The following is a 26539-nucleotide window of genomic DNA, read 5'->3' on the forward strand; positions in this document are numbered from 1 at the left end:
GGGCTGCGAGCGGCCCCCGCCCTTGGCCTCAGGCCAGCGTCTCGTTCAGCAACGACTCGACGAATTCCCCCATGCCGGTCGCACGCGCACGCTTGAGCCGCTCGGCGGTCAGGATCGCCTTGATGGACTGGTAGGCGGCATCGAGATCGTCGTTGATGATCACATAGTCATAGGCCTCGTATCGCGCGATCTCGTCGCGGGCATTTGCCAGACGTTTGGCTATGACCTCAGGCGCGTCCTCGGCACGGCGCACCAGCCGCGAACGCAGTTCGGCCATCGACGGCGGCAGGATGAAGATCGTGACGACGTCGGCGCGCGCCTTCTTCACGATCTGCTGGGTGCCCTGCCAGTCGATGTCGAAGAGCACGTCGCGCCCGCCCGCGAGCGATTCCTCAACCTGCTGGCGCGGCGTGCCATAGCCATTGCCGTGGACCTCGGCCCATTCGATGAGGTCGTCATGCTGGCGCATGGCATCGAAGCTGCGCCGCTCGATGAAGCGGTAATGCACCCCGTCGATCTCGGACGGGCGCTTGGCACGGGTGGTCACCGAGATCGAGAGGTCGAGATTGTTCTCGCTCTGCGACAGGTTACGCGTCAGCGTCGACTTTCCGGCGCCCGAAGGCGAGGACAGGATGAGCATCAGGCCACGACGGGCCGGGCGGGTCGTCTCGAGCATCAGCGCTCACTCCACATTCTGAACCTGCTCGCGCATCTGGTCGACGACCGTGCGAAGATCGAGCCCGATACGCGACAGGCCGGGATCGCCGGCCTTGGCGCAGAGCGTCGAGGCCTCGCGTCCGAATTCCTGCGAGAGGAAGTCGAGCTTCCGGCCGATCGCGCCGCTTTCGCCGAGCAGGATGCCCAGCGCCGTGACATGAGCATGCAGCCGGTCGAGTTCCTCGCGGATATCGGCCTTCACGGCCAGCAGCGCAGCCTCCTGGTGCAGGCGCTGCGGGTCGAGCGCGGGGCTTGCGTCCGTCAGGGCCGCAACCTGCGTCGCAAGGCGCTCGCGGATCGCATCGACACCGCGCGCAGGATGCCCCTCGGCCTCGGTCGTCAGGCGCGAAATGCTGTCGCGATGGCCCGCGATGATGGCGCCGAGTGCCTGCCCCTCGCTCTGCCGCGCCTGCTTGAGCCCGACCACGACAGCCTCCAGCCCCGCCAGAACGGGAGCCTCGACCTGGCCCAGCGCGTCCTGCGCCTCGTCGGCAAGCTCGACGACGCCACGGATACCCAGCAGGCCGTCATAGGAGACCGGGCGGATCGCGTCGTTCGCCGGCAGGCGTGCCACGGCGTCGAGCAGTGCCGCCAGCGCCGCCTCGTTCACGCGGAGGCGCGGTGGGCCGGCATCGCTGGTGACCGAGAGATTGACATGCAGCGTGCCGCGCGCGAACGCGCCGGAGATGCGCTTGCGGGCGACCTCGGCAATGCCCTCGAAGCCGGGTGGCACACGCACGCGGACATCGAGCCCACGCCCGTTGACGCTGCGGATCTCCCAGGCCCAGGCGTGGACGCCTGCCGTACCCGCGACGCGGGCAAAGCCCGTCATGCTCTCGATGGCCATACGATGTCTCCGCCCCGGCGATGCGCCGGGACCCTAGATCAGGGTAGGAAAAAGGGGAAAGCGCTTTTTCGCGCAGGTGCCGGCAACGTGGCCGGCGCTCAGGGCCGCAGGGCTGGAACGCGCTGCGGCGAATTCAGGTCGTAAGTCTTGTTCAGCAGCGGATCGCGCGGCGTTCCCTCGGAGGCGTCGAAGGCACGCGCCCGCGTGGCCGCGCCGGCTTCGACAGCCGAGCCCGGCTGCGCGAGCGGCAGTCCGCCCTCGGCATTGATGCGCTGGGCGCCCGGAGCCTCGGTACGGGAATCGGGCGCCGGCGGCGGCTCGACCTTGTCGATCGACGCCTCGGACGGCGGCTTGCCCGGCTCGCGCTTGACCGCCTCGATCTGGCGCCAGCGACCGACATTGCGATTGTGCTGCTCCAGGGTCTCTGCGAATGCGTGCCCGCCGCTGCCATCGGCGACGAAATAGAGGTCCTTGGTCCGCGAATGGTTGACCACGGCCTCCATGGCTGCGCGGCCCGGATTGGCGATCGGCCCCGGCGGCAGGCCGTCGATCGTATAGGTGTTGTAGGGCGTCGCCTGGGTGATCTCGCTGCGCATGATCGAGCGCCCGAGCGTGCCCTTGCCGCCGACGATGCCATAGACGATCGTCGGGTCCGACTGCAGCTTCATCTTCCGGTTGAGGCGGTTGATGAACACGCCGGCGACCCGCGGCCGCTCATCGGCGCGACCGGTCTCCTTCTCGACGATCGAGGCGAGGATCACGAGTTCCTGCGGCGTCTTTATCGGCAGGTCGGCAGGCCTCTTGGCCCAGACATCCCGAAGGATGCGGCTCTGGTCGCGGGTCATGCGGTCCACGATCGCCTGGCGGCTGAAGCCACGCGGAAAGCGATAGGTGTCGGGCAGGATCGTGCCCTCGCGCGGCACCTGGATGACTTCGCCGGTCAGCAGGTCGTTGTCCTTGAGACGGGCAATGATCTGTTCGCTCGTCAATCCTTCGGGAACGGTGATCGAATGCTCGACGGCCTTGCCATCGGCAATGATGTCGAGGATCTCGAGCTGGCTCGCGCGCGCCTTGAACAGATATTCGCCGGCCTTGAGCTTGGTCCAGTTGCCACTCACCAGGGCGGAGATGCGAAACGCCCAAGGGTGCTCGATCATACCCTCGCGCTGAAGCAGGTCGGCGATCTCTGTCAGACCGCTTTCACGCGGAATGATCAGCACGCGGTCGCTGGTCAGCGGTCCCGGCGCCTTGCTCTGGCTGGAGACCATCGCGACGCCGACGCCAGCAAGGCCGCCGACGACGAGAAGCGAGGTAAAGAGCCCGCTCAGCATCCCGATGAAAGGGTTGCGACGGCGCCGACGTGTCTTGGGCGGCGGTGCCGGCGGAGCGACCGGCTTGAGCGCCTCGCGGGGACTCTTGGGGGCTACGCGGGGCGGCTGGTTCACGGTGCTGGCGCTCGCAGTTCGTTATGTCGTCATGGGAGGCGATTCGGGCGCGTCTCGCGCCGTCGCCCGCCAGTCGGAATCTGTCCTGATTTCGCCGTACACACTAGCGAAAATTATGGCGAAAGCGCGCTGGCCACCGGTATCCGTCAGTCGACGAAGCGCCGCATCACCAGCGAGGCATTCGTTCCGCCGAAGCCGAAGGAGTTGGAGAGGACCGAATCGATCCGCATCTTCTTGGCCACGTGAGGCACCAGATCGAGATCTGTCTCGACCGACGGGTTGTCGAGATTGATCGTCGGCGGCGCGATCTGGTCGCGGATCGCCAGGATCGAGAAGATCGCCTCGATTGCTCCGGCGGCACCGAGAAGGTGTCCCGTTGCGGACTTCGTCGAGGACATCGCCGGCTTCCTCGGAGCATCCGCAAGCAGCCGCTCGACGGCACGCAGCTCGATCTCGTCGCCCATCTGCGTCGAGGTGCCATGGGCATTGATGTAGTCGAGGTCCGACGCCGCAATTCCGGCGCGGTTCAGCGCGGCCTGCATGCAGCGATAGGCGCCGTCGCCATCCTCGGCCGGCGAGGTGATGTGATAGGCATCGCCCGACATGCCGTAGCCGACGACCTCGGCGTAAATCCGGGCACCGCGCGCCAAGGCGTGTTCGAGTTCCTCGAGCACGACGACGCCGGCCCCCTCGCCCATGACGAAGCCGTCGCGATCCTTGTCATAGGGCCGCGAGGCCTTTTCAGGCGTGTCGTTGAATCCGGTGGAAAGCGCCCGGCAGGCGCAGAAACCCGCAATGCCGAGCCGATTGATGGCCGATTCGGTACCGCCTGCGACCATTACATCGGCATCGCCGAGAGCAACCATGCGGGCGGCATCGCCGATCGCATGCGCACCAGTCGAGCACGCAGTAACGACCGCGTGGTTGGGGCCCTTGAGCCCGTTCTCGATGGAGACGTAGCCGGCCGCCAGATTGCTCAGGCGACCGGGAATGAAGAAGGGTGAAAGCCGACGCGGCCCGCGTTCCTTCAGCAGGATGGAGGCTTCATAAAGCCCGCCAAGCCCACCAATGCCGGAACCGATCGCAACGCCGGTCGCAACCTGGTCCTCATAGCTTTGAGGCTCCCAGTTCGCGTCCCTCAACGCTTGCTTGGCAGCTGCCATCGCAAAGATGATGAAATCATCGACCTTGCGCTGCTCCTTGGGCTCCATCCAGTCGTCTGGATTGAAGGTGCCGTTCGAGCCATCGCCGCGCGTGATATTGCAGGCGATACGCGCCGACAGGTCACTTGCGTCGAAGCTCGTGATCGGTCCGGCGCCGCTTTGACCCGCCAGGAGGCGGGCCCAAGTCGGCTCGAAGCCACATCCAAGCGGCGTCACCATGCCGAGACCGGTGACGACGACACGTCTCATCGAAAGGCTGCGTGGAACCATGGGGCTTTCAGCTGCGAGCGACCTTGGAGGCCGTTCAGGCAGCAGTCTTCGAGAGGAACTTGACGGCGTCGCCGACGGTCACGATCGTCTCGGCCGCATCGTCGGGGATCTCGACGCTGAACTCTTCTTCGAAGGCCATGACGAGTTCGACGGTGTCGAGGCTGTCAGCGCCCAGATCCTCAATGAAATTCGCGCCGTCGACGACCTTCTCCGGCTCGACGCCGAGATGCTCGACCACGATCTTCTTCACGCGCTCGGCGACATCGCTCATGGGTCTATTCCTTAAAGATTGAAAACACACCGCTGGATCGCGACGCGTATGTGGAACCGCACTCCTGAATCCCGCATCACCGAAACGGTGCCGACGGGCCGGAACTCTCGAAGCCTGCACAAACGCAACAACCGGGTCCCCGTCAAGTCCCCGAACCCGCGAACCGTAGCGAGACGGCGCTAGTTAGCACAGGGAATTTTCAGTGGCGAGTGCGCAGGGCCTGTTCTTGGCGGCATTCAAAAATGCCGCCAAGCCATTCAAACCATTGTCATACCACCGTTGACGTGCAGGGTCTGCCCCGTCACGTAGGCTGCTTCGTTGCTCGCGAGATAGGCTACCGCCGCTGCGATGTCGGCTCCCGAGCCGAGACGGCCCATTGGCACGTCGGACAGGATTCCTTCGCGCTGCTTCTCGTTGAGAGCCTGCGTCATCGGCGACTCGATGAAGCCTGGCGCGACCACGTTGACCGTGATGTTGCGGCTGGCGACTTCTGCCGCCAGGGCCTTCGACATGCCGATCAGGCCGGCCTTGGAGGCCGCGTAGTTGCCCTGGCCCGGATTGCCCGTCGTCCCGACGATCGAACCGATCGAGATGATGCGCCCGTAGCGACGCCGCATCATCGTCTTCACGGCAGCGCGCGAGAGCCGGAACGCTGCTGTCAGGTTCACCGCGATCACGCTGTCCCAGTCCTCGTCCTTCAAGCGAAGGAAGAGGTTGTCACGCGTGACGCCCGCATTGTTCACAAGGATGTCGAGCCCGCCGAGCTTCTCCTCGGCCGCCGGCACCAGCGCCTCGACCGACTCCTTGTCGGAGAGATTGCAGGGCACGATCACGGTGCGCTCGCCGAGTTCGGCAGCCAGGGCCTCGAGCGCCTCGACGCGCGTGCCCGAGAGCGCGACGCTGGCGCCCTGCTGGTGCAGCAGCCGCGCGATCGCGCCACCCAGGCCACCGGTCGCGCCGGTGACGAGGGCCTTCTTGCCCGTCAGATCAAACATGGTCTCTCCCCTTGGCACGGCGTTCTGCCGCTCTCACCCGTTCTGGGTCGTGTAATTGGCGATATCCTCGGCCGTGCCGACCGAGATCGTGGTCGCGCCGGCCGCAATGCGCTTGCCCAGACCAGCCAGCACCTTGCCGCTGCCCGCCTCGACGAATCGATCGACCCCGGCCTCCGTCATCGCAAGCACGCATTCGCGCCAGCGCACGGTGCCAGTGACCTGTGCCACCAGTGAGGCACGGATCGCCTCGGGATCGCTCAACGGGGCAGCGCCGACATTGGCCATCACCGGCACGACCGGAGCATTCACGGAAACCTCGGCGAGTGCCGCGCGCATCGCCTCGGCGGCCGGCTGCATGAGGGCGCAGTGGAAAGGTGCCGAGACCGGCAGAAGCATGGCGCGCTTGACGCCGCGCTCGGCCGAAAGAGCGATCGCCCGCTCGACCGCAGCCTTTGTGCCCGAGAGCACCACCTGGCCGCCACCATTGTCATTGGCCGCCTCGCAGACCTCGCCCTGCGCCGCATCGGCGGCGATCGCCCGAGCCAGTTCGAGATCGGAGCCGAGCAGCGCCGCCATCGCGCCCTGCCCGGCCGGCACGGCCTGCTGCATGGCATCGCCGCGGATGCGCAGGAGGCGCGCAGCATCGCCGATGCTGAAGGCGCCAGCTGCGGCCAGCGCCGAATACTCACCCAGCGAATGCCCGGCAACGAAAGCGGCATCGCGCTTCAGGTCGAGCCCCGCCTCGGCCTCGAGCACGCGGATAACCGCGAGACTGACGGCCATCAGAGCCGGCTGGGCGTTGGCGGTCAGCGTAAGCGTCTCGGCCGGCCCATCCCACATCACGGCGGAGAGCTTCTGCGACAAGGCCGCATCGACCTCGTCGAAGACCCGACGGGCGACCGGAAAGGCGTCTGCCAGGCTCTTGCCCATGCCCACGATCTGCGAACCCTGGCCGGGAAAGATGAAAGCGGTGGACATCGGCGAACAACCTCGGTCATGACATTCTTGTTACTGGGACGGGCCTGTCACATTGCTGGCGAGGCTGCGTCAAGCATTTTGCGCGATATTTCTGCATCCGTACGGCTGCCTTTGCACTGATTTCGGTTGCGCGTGAGGCCATGAGCCTGTAACGACCGCCTCCTGCTTGTTCGGCCGGAGGCTGAACGGATGGCTACGCGATTCCATATCGCTGGGCAGGTTCCCCTCGGGGGATCGTCATCCCGTGTCTCCGCCTTCGATGAAATCCTGTCGGGCCTGTTCCAGGGCTCGGAGGGCTCCGCGCCGGGCGAAGCAGGGTGAAACAGAAAGGCCAATCCATGGCATTGTACGAGCACGTCCTGCTCGCGCGACAAGACGTCAGCGCACAGCAGGTCGAAGCCCTTGTCGAGCAGTTCAAGGGCATCATCGAGGCGAATGGCGGCTCGGTTCCGAAGGTCGAGTACTGGGGCGTCAAGTCGCTCGGGTATCGCATCAAGAAGAACCGCAAGGCGCACTACTCGCTGCTGAACATCGACGCCCCCTCCGCCGCCGTGCTGGAGATGGAGCGCCAGATGCGCATCAATGAAGACGTCCTGCGCTTCCTGACCGTCCGCGTCGAGGAGCTCGAGGAAGGCCAGTCGGCCATGCTGCAGAAGCGCGATCGTGACGATCGTGGCGAGCGCGGCGACCGCTTCGATCGCGGAGGCCCGGGTGGCGGTGGTGACCGTTTCGACCGCGGTGGCCCGCGTCGTGACCGTCCGCGTCGTGAAGACGAAGGCACCGAAACCACAACTGGCGCGGAGGCCTGATCCATGTCGACTGCATCTGCCGGCGCACGCCGCCCCTTCTTCCGCCGTCGCAAGTCCTGCCCCTTCTCGGGCGAGGGCGCTCCGAAGATCGACTACAAGGATGTGCGCCTGCTTTCGCGTTACATCTCCGAGCGCGGCAAGATCGTGCCGTCGCGCATCACGGCCGTCTCGGCCAAGAAGCAGCGCGAGCTCGCCCAGGCGATCAAGCGCGCCCGCTTCCTGGGCCTGCTGCCCTACGTCATCCGCTGAGCGGATCTGATATCCTTCCGGCAGCGCATCGCGCTGCCGGAAGTTTCTAGACGCCACCCAATCCAGTCGCCCAGTGGTGAAACTCCATCGGGTTCGTTGAGGCGAGACGCCTCTCACCCTGCCCGGCCCTGAAGGCCACGAGCAGCGGGACAGCAGGACGAAAGCATGCTTCCGATCGTCGGCATCGGCGCGGGCCTGGTATCGGCCCTGCTCTTCGCAGTTGTGATCGCGGGATCACCGCTGGCGGCCGTGCTGTATTCGGCCTCCCCGCTTCCGATCTTCATTGCCGCGCTGGGCTGGAATCATCGCGCCGGGCTTTTCGCCACGGTCGCCGGTGCGCTCACAGTCGCGGTCGTGCTCAGCCTCACGGCTGGCATCGCCTTTGCCATCATCATCGCCCTGCCGGCCTGGTGGATCGCCTATCTCGCCTTGCTGGCGCGTCAGGAGCCGCAGGGGATCGAATGGTATCCGCTCGGCCATCTCCTGCTCTGGATCGCCGGCACGGCTGCCCTGATCACAGTCGGCAGCGCGCTGGTGATGACCACGGATTACGAGGCCTACCGTTCGGTCACGGCCCGCATCATCGAGAACCTTCTGGGCGAGATGGTCCGCGCGCGTTTGCTGACTCTGCCCGGCGACGTCCGCCTGCCCGACCTCGCCCAGAGCCTGGCCCCGGCAGTGCCTGTCGGCATCGGCGCGTCCTTCGTCACCACGATTGCCGCCAATCTCTGGATCGCCGCCAAAGCCGTCCAGGTTTCGGGACGCCTGCCGCGCCCCTGGCCCTTCATTCCCGGCACGACGCTGCCACGCCGTGCCCTCGGGCTGCTCGTCCTGTCTGTCGCATTCGCCTTTGTCGGAGGCTTTGTCGGCATAGCCGGCGCGGCCATGGCGGGCGCCTTGCTGGCCGCGTTCATGTTTAGCGGGCTCGCACTGCTGCACGACGCCTCGCGCGGCAAGCCCTGGCGCACGCCGATGCTGATCTCCGTCTATGTCTCGCTCATCGTGATGCAGGCGGTCCTGACGCCGCTGCTCGCTCTGGCGGGCCTCCTCGACAGCCTTCTCGGCCTGCGCAAGCGGGTCGCGTTGCCACCACCACCCAACGCCTGACCATCAAACACACCTCATCAAAGGAGACCAGAATCATGGAAGTTATCCTGCTAGAACGCGTCGCCAAGCTCGGCCAGATGGGCGAAGTCGTCCGTGTCCGCGACGGCTTCGGCCGCAACTACCTGCTCGCTCGCGGCAAGGCGCTGCGCGCCACCGAAGAGAACCGGAAGCGCTTCGAGGGCCAGCGCCTCGAGCTCGAGACCCGCAACCTCGAGCTGAAGTCGGAAGCCGAGTCGGTCGCCGAGACGCTGAACGGCCACTCGGTCGTGATCCTGCGCCAGTCGGGCGAGTCCGGCGTGCTGTACGGTTCGGTCTCGACCCGTGACGTCGCCGAGGCCCTGACCTCGGACGGCTTCAACGTCGCGCGCAGCCAGGTCACGCTGAACGCCCCGATCAAGACGCTCGGCCTGCACACCGTTCCGGTCGTGCTGCATCCGGAAGTCTCGGTCACGGTCACCGTCAACGTCGCGCGCTCGAAGGAAGAAGCCGAGCGCCAGGTCCGCGGCGAGAACGTCACGGCCCGCGAGGAATTCGACCTCGACGATCTCGGCCTCGAGGTCGGTGCAGCGCTTGCGGAAGCCGGCGAAGACGACCGCTGAGCCCAGGCTCGACACAATCGACGTCAAGGCGCCGTGGCAACACGGCGCCTTTCTTTTTGGCGGGCCTGTGAACATCGGGGATGACTGCTGGCACATGCTGGCGGAGTGGTAGACTACCGCTTTCCCGATCCGAGTCGCTGATGCGGCGTCTCGCGCGGCCCCTTGCCGGGTTGAAATCCAGCCCGACGCGTTCCTATCAAGGCAGTTATGGCCACAGCAACCGCCCTCGTCGCCCGCCTCGAAAATCGCGAGGCCGAATACCGAGTCCAGCCTCACAACATCGAGGCGGAGCAGGCGCTGCTGGGCGCGATCCTGGTCAACAACGAGGCGCTCTACCGGGTCTCGGACTTCCTGCTGCCCGACCATTTTTTCGAGCCTATCCACCAGCGCGTCTTCGAGCTGATCGCGAGCCTTGTGCGCGCCGGCAAGATCGCGACGCCGATCACGCTGAAGACGTTTCTCGGCGAGATGGACCTCGGCGGGATCACGGCCTCGCAGTATCTGGCGCGTCTCGCCGCCGAGGCGACCACCGTCATCAATGCGCAGGACTACGGCCGCACGGTCTATGAGCTGGCGATCCGGCGCCAGCTGATCGGCGTCGGCGAGGAACTGGTCAACACCGCCTATGATGCGCCGGTCGACCTGCCGCCTCGCGAGCAGATCGAGGAGGCGGAACGCAAGCTCTACGAGCTCGCCGAAAAGGGTCGCTATGAGGGCGGTTTCCAGAAATTCGACGCCGCGCTGCGTCTGGCCATCGACATGGCCGCCGCCGCCTATGAACGCGCTGGTGGCATGTCGGGGATCTCGTCGGGTCTGCGCGATCTCGACCAACGCATGGGCGGCCTGCAACCCTCCGACCTGATCGTGCTCGCCGGGCGTCCCGCCATGGGCAAGACCTCGCTTGCCACCAACATCGCCTTCAACATGGCAAAGGCCTGGCGCGGCGAGCGGCAACCCGACGGCACGCTAAAGACTGTCGATGGCGGTATCGTCGCCTTCTTCTCGCTCGAAATGTCGGCGGACCAGCTCGCCACCCGTATCGTCGCCGAGCAATCGAGCATCTCGTCCTACAAGATTCGGCAAGGTCGCCTCACCGAGGGTGATTTTGCCCGGCTGACCGATGTCGCCGCCCAGATCGAGAAGCTACCGCTCTATATCGACCAGACCGGCGGCATCTCCATCGCGCAGCTCGTCGCCCGCGCCCGCCGCCTGAAGCGCCAGAAGGGGCTCGACGTCCTCTTCATCGACTATCTCCAGCTGCTCTCGGGCTCCGGCAAGAACCAGAACCGCGTGCAGGAACTGACCGAGATAACGACCAGCCTCAAAGCGCTGGCCAAGGAGCTCTCCGTCCCGATCATCGCGCTGTCCCAGCTTTCGCGTCAGGTCGAAAGCCGCGACGACAAGCGCCCACAGCTCTCCGACCTTCGTGAATCCGGCTCGATCGAGCAGGACGCCGACGTCGTCATGTTCGTGTATCGCGACGAGTACTATCTGAAGGGCAAGGAACCGCGGCCCGGCACCGAAGAACACAACAAGTGGCAGATCGAGATGGAAGCCGCGCACGGCCTGGCGGAGCTGATCATCGGCAAGCAGCGTCACGGACCCACCGGTACCGTGCAGCTGCAGTTCGACGCCGACGTGACCCGCTTCTCCGATCGTGCGCAGGATGACCGCCTGCCGGAGCGCATGGAATGACCTACGACACTCCCAATCCCGAACTCTTCGGCGCCACGCTGACGATCGACCTCGGCGCGCTGGTCTCGAACTGGCGGAAGCTCGGCGCCAGCGCCGGTACGGAAGCCGGGGCCGTGGTCAAGGCGAACGCATACGGCCTCGGCATCGAGCCGGTTGTGACCGCGCTGTATGCCGCCGGCTGCCGCAGCTTCTTCGTCGCGCATCTCTCGGAAGGCGTCCGCGCCCGGGCCATCGCGCCCGATGCTGCGATCTACGTCCTGAACGGCCTCCTGCCGGGCAGCTCCGATGCCTATGCGCGTCACGAGCTTTCGCCGGTGCTCGGTTCGCATGAGGAACTGCTCGACTGGGCGGCCTTCCGCCAGACGGGCGCGAAAGTCCGCCCCGCCGCGCTGCATGTCGACACCGCGATGAACCGGCTGGGCCTGTGGGCCGGCGAAGGCCTCAATCTGGCGCGCGAGCGCAGCGGCGTCATCGCCGCCGCCGGCATCGGGTTGCTGATGAGCCATTTCGCCTCATCCGAGGAGGAGACTGATCCGGCCAATGCGCGCCAGATCGCCGCCTTCGCGGAAATCGCCGCCGCCTTCCCCGGCATCCCGGCCTCGCTCAAGAATTCATCTGGCCATTTCCTGCCGGGCTGCCCCTCCTATCAGCTGACGCGACCGGGTTACGCGCTCTATGGCGGCAATCCGACGCCCAAGCGTCGCAATCCGATGCAGCCCGTGCTCGGGCTCGAATCGCGGATCATTCAGCTGCGCGAGGTCGAAGCTGGCACGCAGGTCGGCTATAACGGCAGGTGGACAGCCAAGGGACGACGCAAGCTCGCCACGATCTGCCTGGGCTATGCCGATGGCTATCCGCGCAATGCCAGCTGGACCGACATGACGACCGGCGGCTCGGCGATCGTCGGCGGCGTCACATGCCCGTTCGTCGGCTCGGTCTCGATGGACCTGATCATCATCGATGTCAGCGACGCGCCCGCCGATGCCGCGACGCGTGGCGCCGCCGTGACGCTGATCGGCGGCCCGCTCGATCTCGACGCCGTCGGCGCCGGGGCAAAGACAATCGGCTACGAGATCCTGACCAGCCTCGGCTCGCGCTATGCGCGCCGCTACGTCGGTCTCTGACCGGAGTGGCCAAACGGGCTCCCAGCTACACCTGCCAGGCTTGCGGCGCGGTCTACCACCGCTGGCAGGGCAAGTGCGATTCATGCGGCACCTGGTCGTCCTTGTCGGAAGAGGCGCAGGCCGCACCGATTCCAGGCGGCCGTGGACTGTCCGGGGGCAAGGCGCGTGGACGCGTCTTTGCGCTCGAAACCCTCAAGGGTGATACCCAGGACGCGCCGCGCATCACGGCTGGCATCGGCGAGCTCGACCGTGTCACGGGCGGCGGCTTCGTGCCGGGCTCGGTGCTGCTGATGGGTGGCAATCCCGGCATCGGCAAGTCGACCCTGCTGATGCAGGCCTGCGCCGCGCTCGCCAATGCCGGCCGGCGGGTCGTTTATGTCTCGGGCGAGGAATCAACCGGCCAAGTGCGGATGCGCGCCGAGCGCCAGGGCCTGGCCGATGCGCCCGTCGATCTCGCGGCCGAGACCAATGTCGAGGACATCATCGCGACGCTCGGCCAGGGCCAGCGACCAGCGCTGGTGGTCATCGATTCGATCCAGACCATGTGGTCCGGCGAAGTCGAGAGCGCGCCAGGAACGGTAACGCAGGTAAGGGGTTCGGCGCAGTCCCTGATTCGATATGCGAAGACCAGCGGCGCCTGCCTGATCCTGGTCGGCCACGTCACCAAGGACGGCCAGATCGCCGGCCCACGCGTGGTCGAGCACATGGTCGACGCCGTGCTCTCCTTCGAGGGCGAAGGCGCGCACTCCTTCCGCATCCTGCGCGCCCAGAAGAATCGCTTCGGACCCACCGACGAGATCGGCGTCTTCGAGATGACCGGCAAGGGCCTGTCGGAGGTCACCAATCCCTCGGCGCTGTTCCTCGCCGGCCGCGACCAGGCCGCGCCTGGCGCCGCCGTGTTCGCGGGCATCGAGGGCACGCGCCCGGTGCTGGTCGAGATCCAGTCGCTCGTCGCGCCGACCTCGCTGGGCACGCCGCGCCGCGCCGTCGTCGGCTGGGACACGAGCCGGCTTGCGATGGTGCTCGCGGTGCTCGAGACCCATGGCGGACTCAGGCTCGGTCAGCACGACGTCTACCTCAATGTCGCAGGCGGCCTGCGCGTCAACGAGCCCGCGGCCGACCTCGCAGTCGCCGCCTCTCTGGTGTCGTCGCTCAGTGGCGCCATCCTGCCGCGGGAAGCCGTGTATTTCGGCGAGATCGCCTTGTCAGGCGCCATCCGCCCTGTCTCGGTCGCGGCGGCGCGGCTCCGGGAAGCCTCAAAACTCGGGTTCGAGGCGGCGCTGATGCCCAGTGGCGGCGCCGATTTCGGCGATGGCGGCGGCCTCAACCTGCGCCGTTTCAGCCATGTAACGGAACTCGTTGCCGATATTGCGGCCCGCGCGCCTCGCAGGGATGTGAAATGACTGAGTCACAATGGTGACGCAGACGCGCGGAGCGCGTATAGCAAAACCGATACGGCCAGCCCATGTAATGCCGGCCTTCCTGAATTCCTAGCGAAGCGGCTTTACAATGCCAGTCACCATCCTCGATCTCGTCGTCATCGGCGTGGTATTGATCTCGGCGTTGCTCGCAGCCGTGCGCGGCTTGACCCGCGAAGTGCTAGCGATCGCATCCTGGGTCGCCGCTGCTGCGGTCGCCTGGATCTTCCATCCACAGCTTCTGCCTATCGCCAAGCAGTACATCCCCAACGATACGATCGCGCTGATCGCCTCGATCGCGGCGCTGTTCCTGGTCACGCTGATCGTGGTCTCGCTGCTGACGGCGCGCATCTCGGACTTCGTGCTGGATTCGCGCATCGGCGCGCTCGACCGTACGCTCGGCTTCGTCTTCGGCGCCGGCCGTGGCCTGCTGCTCGCCGTGATCGGCTACCTGTTCTTTACCGCCCTGGTGCCGGAGAAGCTGCAGCCGGTATGGGCCAAGGAAGCCAAGGCCAAGCCGATCCTCGAGGAAACCGGCCGTACGCTGCTGACCATGCTGCCGCAGGACATCAACTCCGACGTCATCAAGAAGATGCTGAAGCCCAAGACCGGCGACGAGCCGACCGAGGCCCCTGCGGAAGAGCCGCGTCCCCCGGCTAGCCCCACGGCTGATCCGCAGCGTCGCACCGAAGTCCCCAATGCCAACGACCGTCAGGCGCTCCAGCGCGTGATCGATTCCACCAGGCCCACGACGCCTGCCCCAACCCGTCCCTAATTCGCGCGTAGATGAAAGCCCTGTCTCAGCGCATGGAGCCCGCGATGAAGCCGCAGATCGAGACCGATACCGCCTTCGACCCCAATGCCGACCGGCTGCGGGAGGAGTGCGGGGTATTCGGCATCTATGGTCATGCCGACGCAGCCGCGCTGACCGCGCTCGGCCTGCACGCCCTGCAGCATCGCGGCCAGGAAGCCGCCGGAATCGTCTCGTTCGACGGCACGCGCTTTCATTCCGAGCGGCGCCTCGGGCTCGTCGGCGATGCCTTCTCGGAAGCCTCGGTCATCGACCAGCTCAAGGGTTCGCAGGCGATCGGCCATGTCCGGTACTCGACCACCGGCGAGACCATCCTGCGCAACGTCCAGCCGCTCTTCGCCGAACTGCATGGCGGCGGCTTTGCAGTCGCCCATAACGGCAACCTGACCAACGGCCTCACGCTGCGCCGCAACCTGGTCCGCGACGGCGCGATCTATCAGTCAACCTCCGACACCGAAGTTCTGCTCCAGCTCGTGGCGCGCAGCCGCAAGCCGCGCTTCATCGACCGGTTCGTCGAGGCCATCCGCCAGATCGAGGGCGCCTATGCCTTCGTCGGCATGACCAACAAGAAGCTGATCGGCGCGCGTGATCCGCTCGGCATTCGCCCGCTGGTGCTGGGCGATCTCGACGGCTGCCCGATCCTGGCTTCCGAGACCTGTGCGCTGGATATCATCGGGGCGAAGTTCGTCCGCGAGATCGAGAATGGCGAAGTCGTCGTCATCTCGGAGAGCGGCATCGAAAGCCACAAACCCTTCCCGCCGATGGTCGAGCGCCCCTGCATCTTCGAGTACATCTACTTCGCCCGGCCGGACTCCATCGTGAAGGGCCGCAGCATCTATGAGCGCCGCAAGGCGATGGGCGCGGTGCTGGCGGCGGAAGCCCCGGCCAATGCCGACGTGATCGTGCCCGTGCCGGATTCCGGCGTGCCGGCCGCGCTCGGCTACTCGCAGGCCAGCGGCATTCCCTTCGAGCTCGGCATCATCCGCAACCACTATGTCGGCCGCACCTTCATCGAGCCGACGCAGAAGGTCCGCGAGCTCGGCGTCAAGCTGAAGCACTCGGCCAACCGCTCGGTCGTCGAGGGCAAGAGCATCGTGCTGGTCGACGACTCGATCGTGCGCGGCACGACCTCGTTCAAGATCGTGAAGATGATGCGCGAGGCCGGCGCCCGGGAAGTGCATTTCCGCATCTCCTCGCCGCCGATCACCCATCCCGATTATTACGGCATCGACACGCCGGACCGCGAGAAGCTGCTCGCCGCGACCCATTCGCTCGAGGAGATGCGCGAGTTCGTCGGAGCCGATTCGCTCGCCTTCATCTCGGTCGATGGCCTCTATCGCGCCATGGGTCATGAGCGTCGCGACCCCGTCCGGCCGCAGTTCACCGATCACTGCTTCACCGGCGACTACCCGACCTCGCTGACCGACATGGTCGGTGAGAGCGCCAAGCAGCATATCTCGCTGCTTGCCGAAGCCGGCTGATCCACGCGACATCAGGAAGAGCAGAGGCGGGTCCTCCACGGAGACCCGCCATGCCTCGCGGTTGAACAAAGCGAGCTAGCGGAACACATGACCAAGCCTTTGCAAGGGCGCATCGCGCTCGTCACCGGGGCGTCGCGGGGCATCGGCCGTGCGGCAGCGCTGGCCTTCGCCACGGCCGGCGCGCATGTCGTCGCCCTCGCCCGCACCTCCGGCGGGCTCGAGGAACTTGACGACGAGATCAACGCGGTCGGCGGCACCACGACATTGGTCCCCGTCGATCTCGGCGACGAGGCCGCTATCGAAAAGCTCGGGCCCGCATTGCTCGAGCGTTGGGGCCGGCTCGACATCCTGCTCGCCAATGCCGGCATCCTGGGGCCGCTGACCCCGCTGACCCACGCGACCTCGAAGGACTGGACAAAAGTCTTCGACACCAACGTCACGGCCAACTGGCGGCTGCTGAAATCGGTGGAGCCCGCTCTTCAGGCCTCGCCATCGGCTCGGGTGATCGTGATGTCGTCGGGCGCTGCCCATAGCTGCCGCGCCTATTGGGGGCCCTATGCGATCTCCAAGGCCGCCGTCGAGGCGATGGCGCGCACCTATGCCGCCGAGACCGTGACGACGCCGCTCAAGGTGATGCTGGTCAATCCGGGCCCGCTGCGGACCCGGATGCGGGCCGAGGCGATGCCAGGCGAGGATCCGATGACCCTGCGCACGCCGGAGGAGCTCACACCGCACCTGGTCGAGCTGGCCTCGCCGGCATGGAACGAGACGGGAAAGATCTTCGATTTCCCGCAGGGCAAGGTCCTGACGCCTCAGCGCCCGGCGTAGGCCTCTTCAGTCCCACGCGCAGCGAAACGCGGACCTGGGACTGTTTTCAGGACATGCACGGCGCCCCTCCCCGGGCGCCACCGGGCTGCGCGCCCTATTCCGCCCGCAACCAGCGCAGAAGCCCGGCATCGTCCCCGCTCTCGACTGCGGCAGCCACCCGGCGTCCGACGGCGGAGCCGAACTTGTAGCCATGCCCCGAGCAGGCCGAGACCGCGATCACGCCGCCGATCCGGCGCGACAGAAACTTCCGGTCTTCCGTGAAAGTATAGGCACAGCTCGCGACGCGCTTGACGCCGTACTCCGCGATCCGCGCGAAGGGCGGCGAGAAGTAGTCGCGGATGACCTCGCCCTCGCCCGGCCGTGGCGCGCGATCGACATCGGGCTCCATCGCCCGCCTGTGGACGCCGGCGCCGACCTTCAGATCGGTGCCGTCGATCGCCGGCAGGACATAGCCATCGACCGTTCCACCGACATCGACGATCACCGGCGCAGCGCGCCAGGCCGCCTTGAGGTCGTCAGGTGGGTCAAGGTAGGCAACCGCTGTCCGATGGGTCGTCAGCACGTCTCCAAGCTCCGGCAGGAGGCGCAGCGCCCAGGCTCCGGCCGTGACGACGATCCTGTCGAAGGCGAGCGTCTGTCCGGTCAGGACGAGCGTCGCGGAATCGGCGTCGATCGCTTCGACTGCCGCACCCTCGCGGATCGCGACACCGCGCTCGCGCAGTAGAGCGACCATGTCGGCGGCTATGCGGGCGGGAAACAACGCGCCGCCCTCGGCGCTGAGATAAGCGTAGCGGAAGGTCGCGGCATCGAGGAACGGATAGCGCCGCGCAGCTTCCGGCGCATCGAACAGCGCATAGGGCGAATTCAGGCGGTCGAGGCCGTGGCGATGTTCCTCGCCCTCGTCGCCTTCGGTCTGCGAGATGCCCAGCACGCCGCAGGGCGCGTAATGCTGGCGCCCGAGATCGCGCCAGAGTTCGTCCCAGGCCTCGAAGGCCTCGGTAATCGTGCGGGCGTAGCCGTCTTCCCCGCCATAGGCTCGCCGGATGATGCGATGCTGATCGCCTGAGGCGGCGAAGGGATTGGGGATCCGCTCCGCCTGTTCGATCAGCGTCACATCATGGCCGCGCTTGTTTAGCGCCCAGGCGGTGGAGAGGCCGGAAATCCCGGCCCCGACGACACCGACTTTCATCCCGCCCGCTTGTTCTTGTCGTAGGGATTCTCGCCGCCGCGCGTATACAGGCGGATCGGAGTGCCCGGCAGCTCGAAGGCCTCGCGCAGGTTGTTGACCAGGTAGCGGGTGTAGGACACCGGCAGGTGGTCGAGCTGGTTTCCGAACAGCGCAAAAGTCGGCGGACGCGCCTTGGCCTGCGTCATGTAGCGGATCTTGATGCGCCGGCCGGCCACGGCTGGTGGCGGATGGGCCGAAAGCACGCCTTCTAGCCAGCGATTGATCTTGGCGGTCGAGACGCGCCGGTTCCAGACGTCGTAGGCGGAGAAGACGGCCTGCATCAGACGGTCGATGCCTTCGCCGGCGAGACCCGAGAGCGGTATGATCGGCACGCCGCGCACCTGCGCGAGCAGATGGGTCGCCTTTTCCTTGAGCTCGGCCAGCAGGCCGTGCTTGTCGGCGACCAGATCCCATTTGTTGAGGCCGATGACCACCGTACGGCCTTCGCGCTCGGTCAGGTCGACCAGGGTGAGGTCCTGCTTCTCGAACGGGATCGTTGCATCCAGCAGCACGACCACGACCTCGGCAAACCGGATCGCGCGCAGCGAGTCCTGTACCGACATCTTCTCGAGCTTCTCCTCGATCCGGGCGCGCTTGCGCATGCCGGCGGTGTCGAAGAGTTTGACGGGACGGCCACGCCATTCGTAGTCGACCGAGATCGTGTCGCGCGTGATGCCGGCCTCGGGGCCGACCAGCAGGCGCTCCTCGCCGATCATGCGATTCACCAGCGTCGACTTGCCGGCATTGGGGCGGCCGATGATGGTGACGCGCAGCGGCTTGCTGGGGTCGCTGTATTCGGCTTCCTCGTCGGTGATGGCCGCGGGCGCCTCGACCCAGCGCTTATCGCCATAGCTCTCGTCGAACGCCTCTTCCTCTTCCGGCTCGACATCGACGAAAGGCGCCAGCGCCTCCAGCAGGTCGGACGTGCCTTCGCCGTGTTCTGCGGAGAACGGCACAGGGTCGCCGAGACCCAGCGCGTAGGATTCGAAAATGCCGTCCAGACCCTTCTTGCCCTCGGCCTTGTTGGCCAGCAGGATCACGGGCTTGCCGGAACGGCGCACCAGGTCGGCAAAGGGCTGGTCCATCGGGGTGAGCCCCAGCCGCGCGTCGATCATGAACAGGATGACATCGGCCTGCTCGATCGCCACCTCGGTCTGGGCGCGCATGCGGCCGGCGAGCGACTCCTTGTCGGCTTCCTCGAGGCCGGCGGTGTCGATGATCTTGAAGCGCAGATGGCCGAGCGCGGCATCGCCTTCGCGACGGTCGCGGGTGACGCCTGGCCGGTCGTCGACGAGCGCGAGCTTCTTGCCGACGAGTCGGTTGAACAATGTCGATTTTCCGACATTGGGGCGGCCGATAATGGCGACGATTGCGGTCATGCGTTTCCAACTAATCCTGTGCAGCCGTCGAACCGGACAAGCCGCGAAGCGGCTTTGATCCGGTGCCTATTCCGGAACCATAGCCTGGACACGCTCAGGAATGGATCCCGGGTCTCCCTGCGGTCGCCCGGGATGACGATGCAATGTGTTTAAGCGTAGCTCGGTGTGTTTAAGCGTTGCTCAGTTCTTGGTCTCGACGGGTCCGCCGCGCACCACGGCGAGATAGAGATCGGTGCGCTGGCGCAGCACGGCAGGAGCCTGCGGGTCGGTCACGATCGCATCGAACCAGCGCCCGGCATCCTCGAACAGATTGGCCTTCAGCGCGGCGATGCCGAGCATTTCGCGGGCGGAATGCCGCCAGATGCCCTGTGCAGTGGCGAGTGGCTCCAGCGTCGTGCGGACATCGGCGTAAGGCGCGAGATCGACCTTCAGCGTGCCGGCGCGCAGGCGGGCCAGTTCGCGATAGAGCGGCTCGAGCGAGCCGTCGCCGGCGAGCGCCTCAAACGCGGCGACGCCTGCAGCGCCCTCGCGCTTGGCCGTCTCGGCTGCCAGGCGGAAGCGCGAGATCTGGCGATAGCCGGCCGGAGCGGTTTCAGCGAGTTCCTTGAGGATCGTCTCGGCCTCGGCGCCGTTGCCGTCGCGCGAGGATTTCAGCGCCGCCTCGAAGCGGGCGCCAACGACCTGCGCGGCCTGGCTCTCGCGATGCTGCCAGTACTGCCAGCCGGCGACGCCGATCACCGCGATCGCAGCGACCGCAATGAAGACGTTGCCATACTTGCTCCAGATGGCGGCCGCCTTGTCGCGGCGCACCTCTTCATCGATTTCGCGAAAGATATCGGCCATGATCAGTAGAAGTTCCCTGTTAGGGTGCCGGGTAGCATTTTCGCGGCAAGATTGCGAGCCGGATCAGCGGGTCGGATGGACTGCCGGCTCGGCCCGCTGCAACAGGCTGGCGTCACCATAGGAATAGAATCGATATTTCTCAGCGATTGCATGGGCATAGGCGCGTTTCATGATGTCGAGACCACTGAAGGCCGAAACCAGCATGAACAGCGTCGAACGCGGCAGATGGAAATTCGTCAGCAGCAGGTCCACGGCGCGGAATCGATAGCCCGGCGTGATGAAGATTGCGGTATCGCCGGAGAACGCAGCGACGACACCGTTCGCGCCGGTAGCGCTTTCGAGCAGCCGCAGCGATGTCGTCCCGACAGCGACGATCCGCCCACCCTTGGCATGGACTGCATTCAGTGCCGACGCCGTCTGCTCAGACACGCTGCCCCATTCGGCATGCATGCGGTGTTCCTGCGTATCCTCGGCCTTGACCGGCAGGAAGGTCCCCGCCCCGACATGCAGGGTGACGAAATGGCGCGTGACGCCGCGTGCCTCCAGCGCCGCGACCAGATCGGGCGTGAAATGCAGGCCCGCTGTCGGCGCCGCGACCGCGCCGTCCTCGCGGGCGTGCATGGTCTGGTAGTCCTGGGCATCGGCCTCGTCGGTCGCGCGCTTGCCCGCGATATAGGGCGGCAGCGGCAACTCGCCGAAACGGGCGATGGCCTCGTCGAGCACAGGGCCCGAAAAGGCAAAGCGCAACTCGACCTCGCCGCCTTCGCCCTTGGCCACGACTTCGGCCTGGAGGCGACCGAGCTCGCACGCAATGCTCTCGCTGTCGTCGCCGAAGGTGATGGTCTCGCCAACGCTCAGCTTCTTGGCGGGCCGCGCAAAGGCGAGCCAGCGATCGGCGCTCTCGCGCTTGTGCAGCATGATCTCGATGCGGGCGGAGGTCTCGCCGCGGTAGCGCCGGCCGTAGAGCCGAGAGGGAATCACGCGGGTGTCGTTGAGCACGAGCGCATCGCCCGGCTGCAGCAGCTCGACGAGGTCGCGGATACCGCGATCCTCGAAGGGCGAAGGTGCGTCCGGCTTGACGACAAGCAGACGCGCCGCATCGCGCGGGCTTGCGGGCCTCAGCGCGATGCGGTCTTCGGGTAGGTCGAAGTCAAAAAGTGCTACGTCCACCGGATGCGATCAGGCGACGTCCGCCATGACCTTCATCGAGACGATCGTGTCGGGATCGCGCACGGGCTCGCCGCGCTTAATCTTGTCGACATTCTCCATGCCTTCAACGACTTCGCCCCAGGCAGTGTACTGCTTGTCGAGGAAGCGGGCATCGTCGAACACGATGAAGAACTGGCTGTTGGCGGAGTTCGGGTTGGACGAGCGGGCCATCGAGCAGATGCCGCGGACATGCGGCTGAGCGTTGAATTCGGCCTTCAGGTCGGGATGGCTGGAGCCGCCGGTACCGGTGCCATGCGGGCAGCCGACCTGGGCCATGAAGCCGTCGATGACGCGGTGGAAGACAATGCCGTCATAGAAGCCCTCGCGAGCCAGCAGCTTCAGGCGCTCGACATGGCCGGGAGCGAGGTCGGGACGCAGCTTGATGACCACCTTGCCCTTGGTGGTTTCCATGACCAGCGTGTTCTCAGGATCGAGTGACATCAGATCTGCCTTTCATTGGACGGCGCACGGCCGTGGAAGCGAATAGAGAATGGTCGCCCCGCGATACTCGCTCCGAGGCTCTGCGACAACCTCAGAGGCGTGCAGGCCCTGACTGCGGCGACGACAGATTGCGTGAAGCGCTCCTGCAATGCGGGATCGCTGCCCTTGGTGCCCCAGGTGACGCGGGGCTGGCCGAACAGCGAACCGTCCCGCCGCAGCGAGAAGCGCACTGTCGCCATGGCGCCGGCATGAGGACCGTCGAGATGCGGCGGCTCCCAGCAGCGACGCAGGGCCGGCGCGATCTCGGCGATCTTGCCGACTTCATGCTCCGGCAGGCTCGGCGTCGTCGGGGAGAGCGAACCGGAGAGGCCGATCTCGCCTGCCCCGGGAATCCCGCGCGGTACCGCCGGGCGCTGCTGGCTCGGCCCGAAGCGTCCGCCGATGCCCGGCGCATAGCGCTGGCCGGACTCGGGCGGGAGCACGGGATATTGCGAGCCCGAAGGCGGCGGCAGGACCGGATACTGCGAGCCCGATTGCGGCGGCAGACCGAGGTCATGGGTGTCCTGGGCCCAGGCGGAGCCAGTCCCCAGGAGCAGGCACAGGCCCAGAAGAATGCCGCGACTGCCGTTCATGACCCTGCCCTGCCGCTTTGCGCGGACTTACTTTGCGTCCGACTGGAGGCGCATCTTGACGATCTTGTCGGGCCCGGTCACCTGGCCGCTTCCCGCCGCGCCGGTCTTGATCTTGCGGACGGCGTCCATGCCTGAGATGACCTCGCCGAACAGCGTGTACTGGCCGGTCAGCGGGCCGCAGCCCTCGAAGCAGATGAAGAACTGGGAATTCGCGGAGTCCGGCGACTGCGAACGCGCCATGCCGACGGAGCCGACCTTGTAGGGGGTCTGGCTGAATTCCGCGGGAAGATTGGGCAGCTCCGACTTGCCGGTGCCCGTGCCGGTCGGGTCGCCCGTCTGGGCCATGAAGCCGGCGATGACGCGGTGAAAGACGATGCCGTCATAGAAGCCCTGCTTCGTCAGCGCCTTGATCTGCGCGACGTGCTTGGGGGCCAGATCCGGCCGCAGGCGAATCGTAACGGGGCCATTCTTGGTCTCCAGCACCAGCGTGTTGCTGGGATCGGGAGCCTGCGCCTGGGCGAAGCCGAGCGATGCAATGACGGCAAGGGCGGCGATAGAGCTGCGCAGCATAGACGATCTCCTTGGCAACCGGCGGGTCCGGCTGGATCATCTCTCGCCTAGCGGCATCCTTTGGCCGGAACAAGGCGCGTTTGCACTGAGATTCGCATTTTGTTGCACCGCACAAGTGCATCGAAGATTAAATTTGCAAAAAGTTGAGGCGAGGCGTGCCTAAAGTGGTGACAGGCATGTTACAATCCGCTAATCATATGGCGCTGGAGACGCTTTGTTCACACGAAGCGCCGCGGACCAGGTCTTGGGAGGAATAAACGCCCGCCTAGTAGAAGAGTCGCGCGCGACCAGATGCGTGCCTCTACTGCGGTAAAAACAGACTTCCAAAGGCAAGGCATGGGCCTTGCCTTTTTCTTTTGGAAGGTACCCCAGGAAGCTTTGTGCCTTCCCAACAAGCTTTGCGCTTGTGGCGAGACGCTCAGAGTTCGAGCACGGCCCACAGATACCAGACACCAGCGAAGACGATCGCGGCGATCACAGAGGTGATCAGCGCCTTCCTAACCAGTCCAGGCAGCACAGGGGCTCCGGGTTCTGTCCCATCGACGACGTCACCCGTTTCCGCCTGGCTGCGCACGCCGAAAGGCAGCACGGCGAAGAGCACCGTCCACCAGATCACGAAATACACCGCCAGTCCGCCAGCGACGGTCACGAGCGCGCGTCCTGCGCGACATCGCCCGCGAGCGCTATGCATGAAAAAGCGACGCGCACCTGCGTCGGCACGCCGAAGCGCGCCGTGTGCCGTGCCGGAAGGCCACCCGGAAAGTGCTTCACATACTCCGCATTGCACGCGGCATAGTCGGCCGGATCGGTGATCAGCATCGTCATCTGGACGACGCGCTCGAGGCTGGAGCCAGCTTCAGCGAGGATCGAGGCGATCTTGGCCAGTGAGTTGCGGACTTCGTCGGCGGGCGTATCGCCGCGAAACAGGCCACGCTCGGGATCATGCGGCGCGGAATGACCCGAGACGAAGATCAGGCCGCCAGCCCGCGTCGCGGCGCTGAAGGGGCGAGTTGAGCCCGCCTCCGGCTGGTCGAAAAATGTAATCACGCCTGCTTCTCCGTCGCTCACGCTTGCTCGAGCTCGACCAGCGTGCCGCAAAAATCCTTCGGGTGCAGGAACAGCACAGGCTTGCCATGGGCGCCGATGCGCGGCTCGCCGGAGCCCAGCACGCGGGCGCCCTGCTCCTTGAGCCGGTCGCGGGCAGCCAGGATGTCGTCCACCTCGTAGCAGATGTGATGGATGCCGCCATCGGCATTGCGTTCGAGGAACTTGGCGATCGGTGAGTCCGGGCCGGTGGGCTCGAGCAGCTCGATCTTGGTGTTCGGAAGCTCGACGAAGACGACGACGACGCCGTGCTCCGGCTGCGGCAGAGGTTGCGAGACCCGGGCGCCCAGCGTGTCGCGATACAGCGCGGTTGCGGCCGCGAGATCCTTCACCGCGATGGCGACATGGTTGAGGCGTCCGATCATGTTTTCTCTTCCGCAGTTCGCAGCTCAAAGCCTGGTTCGGAAACATCCCGTCATCCTGGACAAGCTGCGTAGCAGCGCAGCTCCGGGGTCCATCATAGGGTAGAACGACGCTCTAGGATGGATCCCGGGACGAAGCTTCGCTTCGGCCCGGGATGACGCCGAACTCTGTCTCGACCGCGCTACTCTAAACCTCAATCACCAGCGCATGCACCAGCGGCTTCTTGCCCCACTCCTCGTTGACGGCGCTGCGCAGCCCGCGTTCCAGGGCGTTGCGAAGCGCCTCGGGATCGCGCCGACGCGCCTTGGGGATACCGTCGATCAGTTCGGACACGGCCTCGGCGACATACTCGTCGAAATCGGTGCCGTCGCGGGTGCGGGGCGGAAGGCCCAGGACGGCGATCTCGGGATCGCCGGCGAGGCCGCCCTTGGCGTCGATGGCGACCGCGACCGAGATCATGCCCGCGAAGGAGAGCTTGCGGCGTTCGATGATGGTCTTTTCCAGCGCATTCACCAGCAGCGTACCGTCCTGGTAGAGCCGGCCGTGCGTGACCTCGTCGATCTTGCTGGCGCCGTCGGGCGTGATTGCGATCACGTCGCCATTGCCGGCGCGCACCACGATCTTGACGCCCAGGCCGCGCGCGAAGGTCGCGTGCTCCGACAGGTGCAGGTCCTCGCCATGGGCGGGAATGACGATCTTGGGCTTGAGCCAGCCATAGAGCCGCGCCATCTCCTCGCGACGCGGATGCCCGGAGACATGCACGAGATGGGTACGGTCGGTGATGATCTCGATATTGTCGCGGGCCAGCGCATTCTGGATGGTGCCGACCGCCTTCTCGTTGCCGGGAATGGTGCGCGACGAAAAGATCACCCGGTCGCCCGGCGTCAGCGTGATTTCGGGATGATCATCGGAAGCGATGCGCGAGAGCGCGGCGCGCGGCTCGCCCTGGCTGCCGGTCAGCAGCGCCACGACCTTGTCGCGCGGCAGGTAGCCATAGGTGTCGGCAGAGCGGAAGGCCGGTATGCCGTCGAGATAGCCGCACTCGCGCGCGACATCGATGACCCGGTCCATGGCGCGGCCGACGACCACGACCTCGCGCTGGTCGGCCATCGCGGCCTCGGCCACGGCACGCAGGCGCGCGACGTTCGAAGCGAAGGTGGTGACGGCGACGCGGCCGGTGGCCGAATGCACGAGTTCCTTGAGCTTGGCCGCGACATCGGCCTCGCTCGGGCTGGTGCCGTCGCGCATGACATTGGTGGAGTCGCAAACCAGGGCGAGCACGCCCTCATCGCCGAGCTCGCGCAGGCGCTTCTCGTCGGTCGGCAGGCCGACCTGCGGCGTCGGGTCGATCTTCCAGTCGCCAGTGTGGACAACGAGGCCGACCGGCGTGCGGATCGCCAGCGCGTTCGATTCCGGGATCGAATGCGCGACCGGCACGAACTCGATGTCGAACGGCCCGAGCTTGATGCTGCCGCCCTGGGCCACGACATGCATCGGCACCTGCGGCGCGCCCGGCTCGGACAGGCGGCGGGTTGCCAGCAGGCCGGCGGCAAACTTCGTGCAGTAGACCGGAGCCCGCAGCTGGGGCCACAGCGCTGCGAGCGCGCCGATATGGTCTTCATGCGCGTGGGTGATCACGATGCCGAGCAGGTTCGCGCGCTCTTCGATGATGTAGCGCAGATCCGGCAGCACGATATCGACGCCCGGCACTTCGGGCCCGGCGAAGGACAGGCCGCAATCGACCAGGATCCACTTCCGCCTGCCCTCCGGCCCGAAACCGTAGAGGGCGGCGTTCATGCCGATCTCTCCGAGGCCGCCGAGAGGAACGAAGACGAGTTGGTCGCTGGAACGGGTCACGTAGAATCCTGACTGGACAAGTGGAAAGCGTCGATGCGCTGGAATTTTATGCGGGAGCCCTAACACGCAAACAGCAAGGTCTCCATAGCCCGCGAAGGTTGAGTGA

General features: G+C 66.1%; 29 protein-coding genes. 11 read left to right on the forward strand and 18 right to left on the reverse strand.

What is annotated here, in order from left to right; translation table 11 throughout:
- Positions 1–28: 28 nt before the first annotated feature.
- The 7 genes from gmk to fabD form a co-directional block, all read right to left on the reverse strand.
- On the reverse strand, positions 29–676 hold the full coding sequence (gene gmk, locus AC1D2L_RS12370) for a guanylate kinase (RefSeq protein WP_476846170.1): 648 nt from the start codon (positions 674–676) through the stop codon (positions 29–31).
- Between the two features lie 6 nt (positions 677–682).
- Entirely contained in the window at positions 683–1564 is an 882-nt protein-coding gene (locus AC1D2L_RS12375; protein ID WP_476846171.1) for a YicC/YloC family endoribonuclease, read from the reverse strand.
- Positions 1565–1662: 98 nt separating this feature from the next.
- Positions 1663–3009, reverse strand: coding sequence for an endolytic transglycosylase MltG (gene mltG, locus AC1D2L_RS12380; RefSeq protein WP_476846172.1), 1347 nt, complete (start codon positions 3007–3009; stop codon positions 1663–1665).
- A gap of 146 nt (positions 3010–3155) precedes the next feature.
- Positions 3156–4421, reverse strand: coding sequence for a beta-ketoacyl-ACP synthase II (gene fabF / locus AC1D2L_RS12385; protein ID WP_476846173.1), 1266 nt, complete (start codon positions 4419–4421; stop codon positions 3156–3158).
- Positions 4422–4476: 55 nt separating this feature from the next.
- Positions 4477–4713: an acyl carrier protein gene (locus tag AC1D2L_RS12390; RefSeq protein WP_476846174.1), complete on the reverse strand. Its 237-nt coding sequence runs from the start codon at positions 4711–4713 to the stop codon at positions 4477–4479.
- A gap of 257 nt (positions 4714–4970) precedes the next feature.
- Positions 4971–5708 (reverse strand): 3-oxoacyl-[acyl-carrier-protein] reductase, encoded by a 738-nt coding sequence (gene fabG / locus AC1D2L_RS12395; RefSeq protein WP_476846175.1) that lies wholly within the window; start codon positions 5706–5708, stop codon positions 4971–4973.
- 33 nt (positions 5709–5741) lie between these two features.
- Positions 5742–6686 (reverse strand): ACP S-malonyltransferase, encoded by a 945-nt coding sequence (gene fabD / locus AC1D2L_RS12400; RefSeq protein ID WP_476846176.1) that lies wholly within the window; start codon positions 6684–6686, stop codon positions 5742–5744.
- A 189-nt stretch (positions 6687–6875) separates the two neighbouring features.
- Here fabD and AC1D2L_RS12405 point away from each other — a divergent pair, with 189 nt between their 5' ends.
- From AC1D2L_RS12405 to AC1D2L_RS12455, 11 genes are all read left to right on the forward strand, one after another.
- Positions 6876–7007, forward strand: a complete 132-nt coding sequence (locus tag AC1D2L_RS12405) for a hypothetical protein (RefSeq protein WP_476846177.1) — start codon at positions 6876–6878, stop codon at positions 7005–7007.
- A gap of 17 nt (positions 7008–7024) precedes the next feature.
- The gene (rpsF, locus tag AC1D2L_RS12410) at positions 7025–7495 is read left to right on the forward strand and encodes a 30S ribosomal protein S6 (RefSeq protein WP_476846178.1); all 471 of its coding nucleotides are present in this window, start codon (positions 7025–7027) and stop codon (positions 7493–7495) included.
- A 3-nt stretch (positions 7496–7498) separates the two neighbouring features.
- Positions 7499–7744, forward strand: a complete 246-nt coding sequence (rpsR, locus tag AC1D2L_RS12415) for a 30S ribosomal protein S18 (protein WP_038367644.1) — start codon at positions 7499–7501, stop codon at positions 7742–7744.
- Positions 7745–7909: 165 nt separating this feature from the next.
- Positions 7910–8851, forward strand: coding sequence for a hypothetical protein (locus tag AC1D2L_RS12420; RefSeq protein WP_476846179.1), 942 nt, complete (start codon positions 7910–7912; stop codon positions 8849–8851).
- A gap of 35 nt (positions 8852–8886) precedes the next feature.
- Complete coding sequence (gene rplI / locus AC1D2L_RS12425; RefSeq protein ID WP_476846180.1) at positions 8887–9450, forward strand: 50S ribosomal protein L9; 564 nt, start codon at positions 8887–8889, stop codon at positions 9448–9450.
- A gap of 207 nt (positions 9451–9657) precedes the next feature.
- The gene (locus AC1D2L_RS12430; RefSeq protein ID WP_476846181.1) at positions 9658–11145 is read left to right on the forward strand and encodes a replicative DNA helicase; all 1488 of its coding nucleotides are present in this window, start codon (positions 9658–9660) and stop codon (positions 11143–11145) included.
- The gene (gene alr / locus AC1D2L_RS12435; protein WP_476846182.1) at positions 11142–12269 is read left to right on the forward strand and encodes an alanine racemase; all 1128 of its coding nucleotides are present in this window, start codon (positions 11142–11144) and stop codon (positions 12267–12269) included. Before AC1D2L_RS12430 ends, alr begins: the two co-directional genes overlap by 4 nt.
- Positions 12270–12274: 5 nt before the next feature.
- On the forward strand, positions 12275–13672 hold the full coding sequence (radA, locus tag AC1D2L_RS12440; protein ID WP_476846183.1) for a DNA repair protein RadA: 1398 nt from the start codon (positions 12275–12277) through the stop codon (positions 13670–13672).
- Positions 13673–13778: 106 nt separating this feature from the next.
- On the forward strand, positions 13779–14462 hold the full coding sequence (locus AC1D2L_RS12445) for a CvpA family protein (RefSeq protein ID WP_476846184.1): 684 nt from the start codon (positions 13779–13781) through the stop codon (positions 14460–14462).
- A 44-nt stretch (positions 14463–14506) separates the two neighbouring features.
- Complete coding sequence (purF, locus tag AC1D2L_RS12450; RefSeq protein ID WP_476846185.1) at positions 14507–15979, forward strand: amidophosphoribosyltransferase; 1473 nt, start codon at positions 14507–14509, stop codon at positions 15977–15979.
- Between the two features lie 87 nt (positions 15980–16066).
- The gene (locus AC1D2L_RS12455; RefSeq protein WP_476846186.1) at positions 16067–16807 is read left to right on the forward strand and encodes an SDR family NAD(P)-dependent oxidoreductase; all 741 of its coding nucleotides are present in this window, start codon (positions 16067–16069) and stop codon (positions 16805–16807) included.
- A 94-nt stretch (positions 16808–16901) separates the two neighbouring features.
- Here the strand turns inward: AC1D2L_RS12455 and AC1D2L_RS12460 are convergent, their stop codons facing one another.
- The 11 genes from AC1D2L_RS12460 to AC1D2L_RS12510 all read right to left on the reverse strand — a co-directional run bounded on the left by AC1D2L_RS12460 (position 16902) and on the right by AC1D2L_RS12510 (position 26433).
- The gene (locus AC1D2L_RS12460; protein WP_476846187.1) at positions 16902–17996 is read right to left on the reverse strand and encodes an NAD(P)/FAD-dependent oxidoreductase; all 1095 of its coding nucleotides are present in this window, start codon (positions 17994–17996) and stop codon (positions 16902–16904) included.
- The gene (der, locus tag AC1D2L_RS12465) at positions 17993–19414 is read right to left on the reverse strand and encodes a ribosome biogenesis GTPase Der (RefSeq protein ID WP_476846188.1); all 1422 of its coding nucleotides are present in this window, start codon (positions 19412–19414) and stop codon (positions 17993–17995) included. The genes AC1D2L_RS12460 and der overlap by 4 nt, the downstream gene beginning before the upstream one ends.
- A gap of 180 nt (positions 19415–19594) precedes the next feature.
- Positions 19595–20257 carry a tetratricopeptide repeat protein gene (locus AC1D2L_RS12470; protein WP_476846189.1) on the reverse strand — a complete coding sequence of 221 codons (663 nt, stop codon included), beginning with the start codon at positions 20255–20257 and terminating at the stop codon, positions 19595–19597.
- 63 nt (positions 20258–20320) lie between these two features.
- Positions 20321–21427 carry a tRNA preQ1(34) S-adenosylmethionine ribosyltransferase-isomerase QueA gene (gene queA / locus AC1D2L_RS12475; protein ID WP_476846190.1) on the reverse strand — a complete coding sequence of 369 codons (1107 nt, stop codon included), beginning with the start codon at positions 21425–21427 and terminating at the stop codon, positions 20321–20323.
- A 9-nt stretch (positions 21428–21436) separates the two neighbouring features.
- Complete coding sequence (locus AC1D2L_RS12480) at positions 21437–21907, reverse strand: peptidylprolyl isomerase (protein WP_476846191.1); 471 nt, start codon at positions 21905–21907, stop codon at positions 21437–21439.
- Positions 21907–22539 carry a hypothetical protein gene (locus AC1D2L_RS12485; RefSeq protein WP_476846192.1) on the reverse strand — a complete coding sequence of 211 codons (633 nt, stop codon included), beginning with the start codon at positions 22537–22539 and terminating at the stop codon, positions 21907–21909. Before AC1D2L_RS12485 ends, AC1D2L_RS12480 begins: the two co-directional genes overlap by 1 nt.
- Positions 22540–22566: 27 nt before the next feature.
- A complete protein-coding gene (locus tag AC1D2L_RS12490; protein WP_476846193.1) occupies positions 22567–23109 on the reverse strand; it encodes a peptidylprolyl isomerase in 543 nt (180 codons plus the stop codon).
- Between the two features lie 418 nt (positions 23110–23527).
- A complete protein-coding gene (locus AC1D2L_RS12495; RefSeq protein ID WP_476846194.1) occupies positions 23528–23758 on the reverse strand; it encodes a DUF1467 family protein in 231 nt (76 codons plus the stop codon).
- On the reverse strand, positions 23755–24156 hold the full coding sequence (locus tag AC1D2L_RS12500) for a RidA family protein (RefSeq protein ID WP_476846195.1): 402 nt from the start codon (positions 24154–24156) through the stop codon (positions 23755–23757). Before AC1D2L_RS12500 ends, AC1D2L_RS12495 begins: the two co-directional genes overlap by 4 nt.
- Before the next feature lie 17 nt (positions 24157–24173).
- Entirely contained in the window at positions 24174–24578 is a 405-nt protein-coding gene (gene mce, locus AC1D2L_RS12505) for a methylmalonyl-CoA epimerase (RefSeq protein ID WP_476846196.1), read from the reverse strand.
- Positions 24579–24762: 184 nt separating this feature from the next.
- Entirely contained in the window at positions 24763–26433 is a 1671-nt protein-coding gene (locus tag AC1D2L_RS12510; protein ID WP_476846197.1) for a ribonuclease J, read from the reverse strand.
- Positions 26434–26539: the final 106 nt, after the last annotated feature.

The organism is Allobosea sp. P1_B10, from assembly GCF_056406735.1.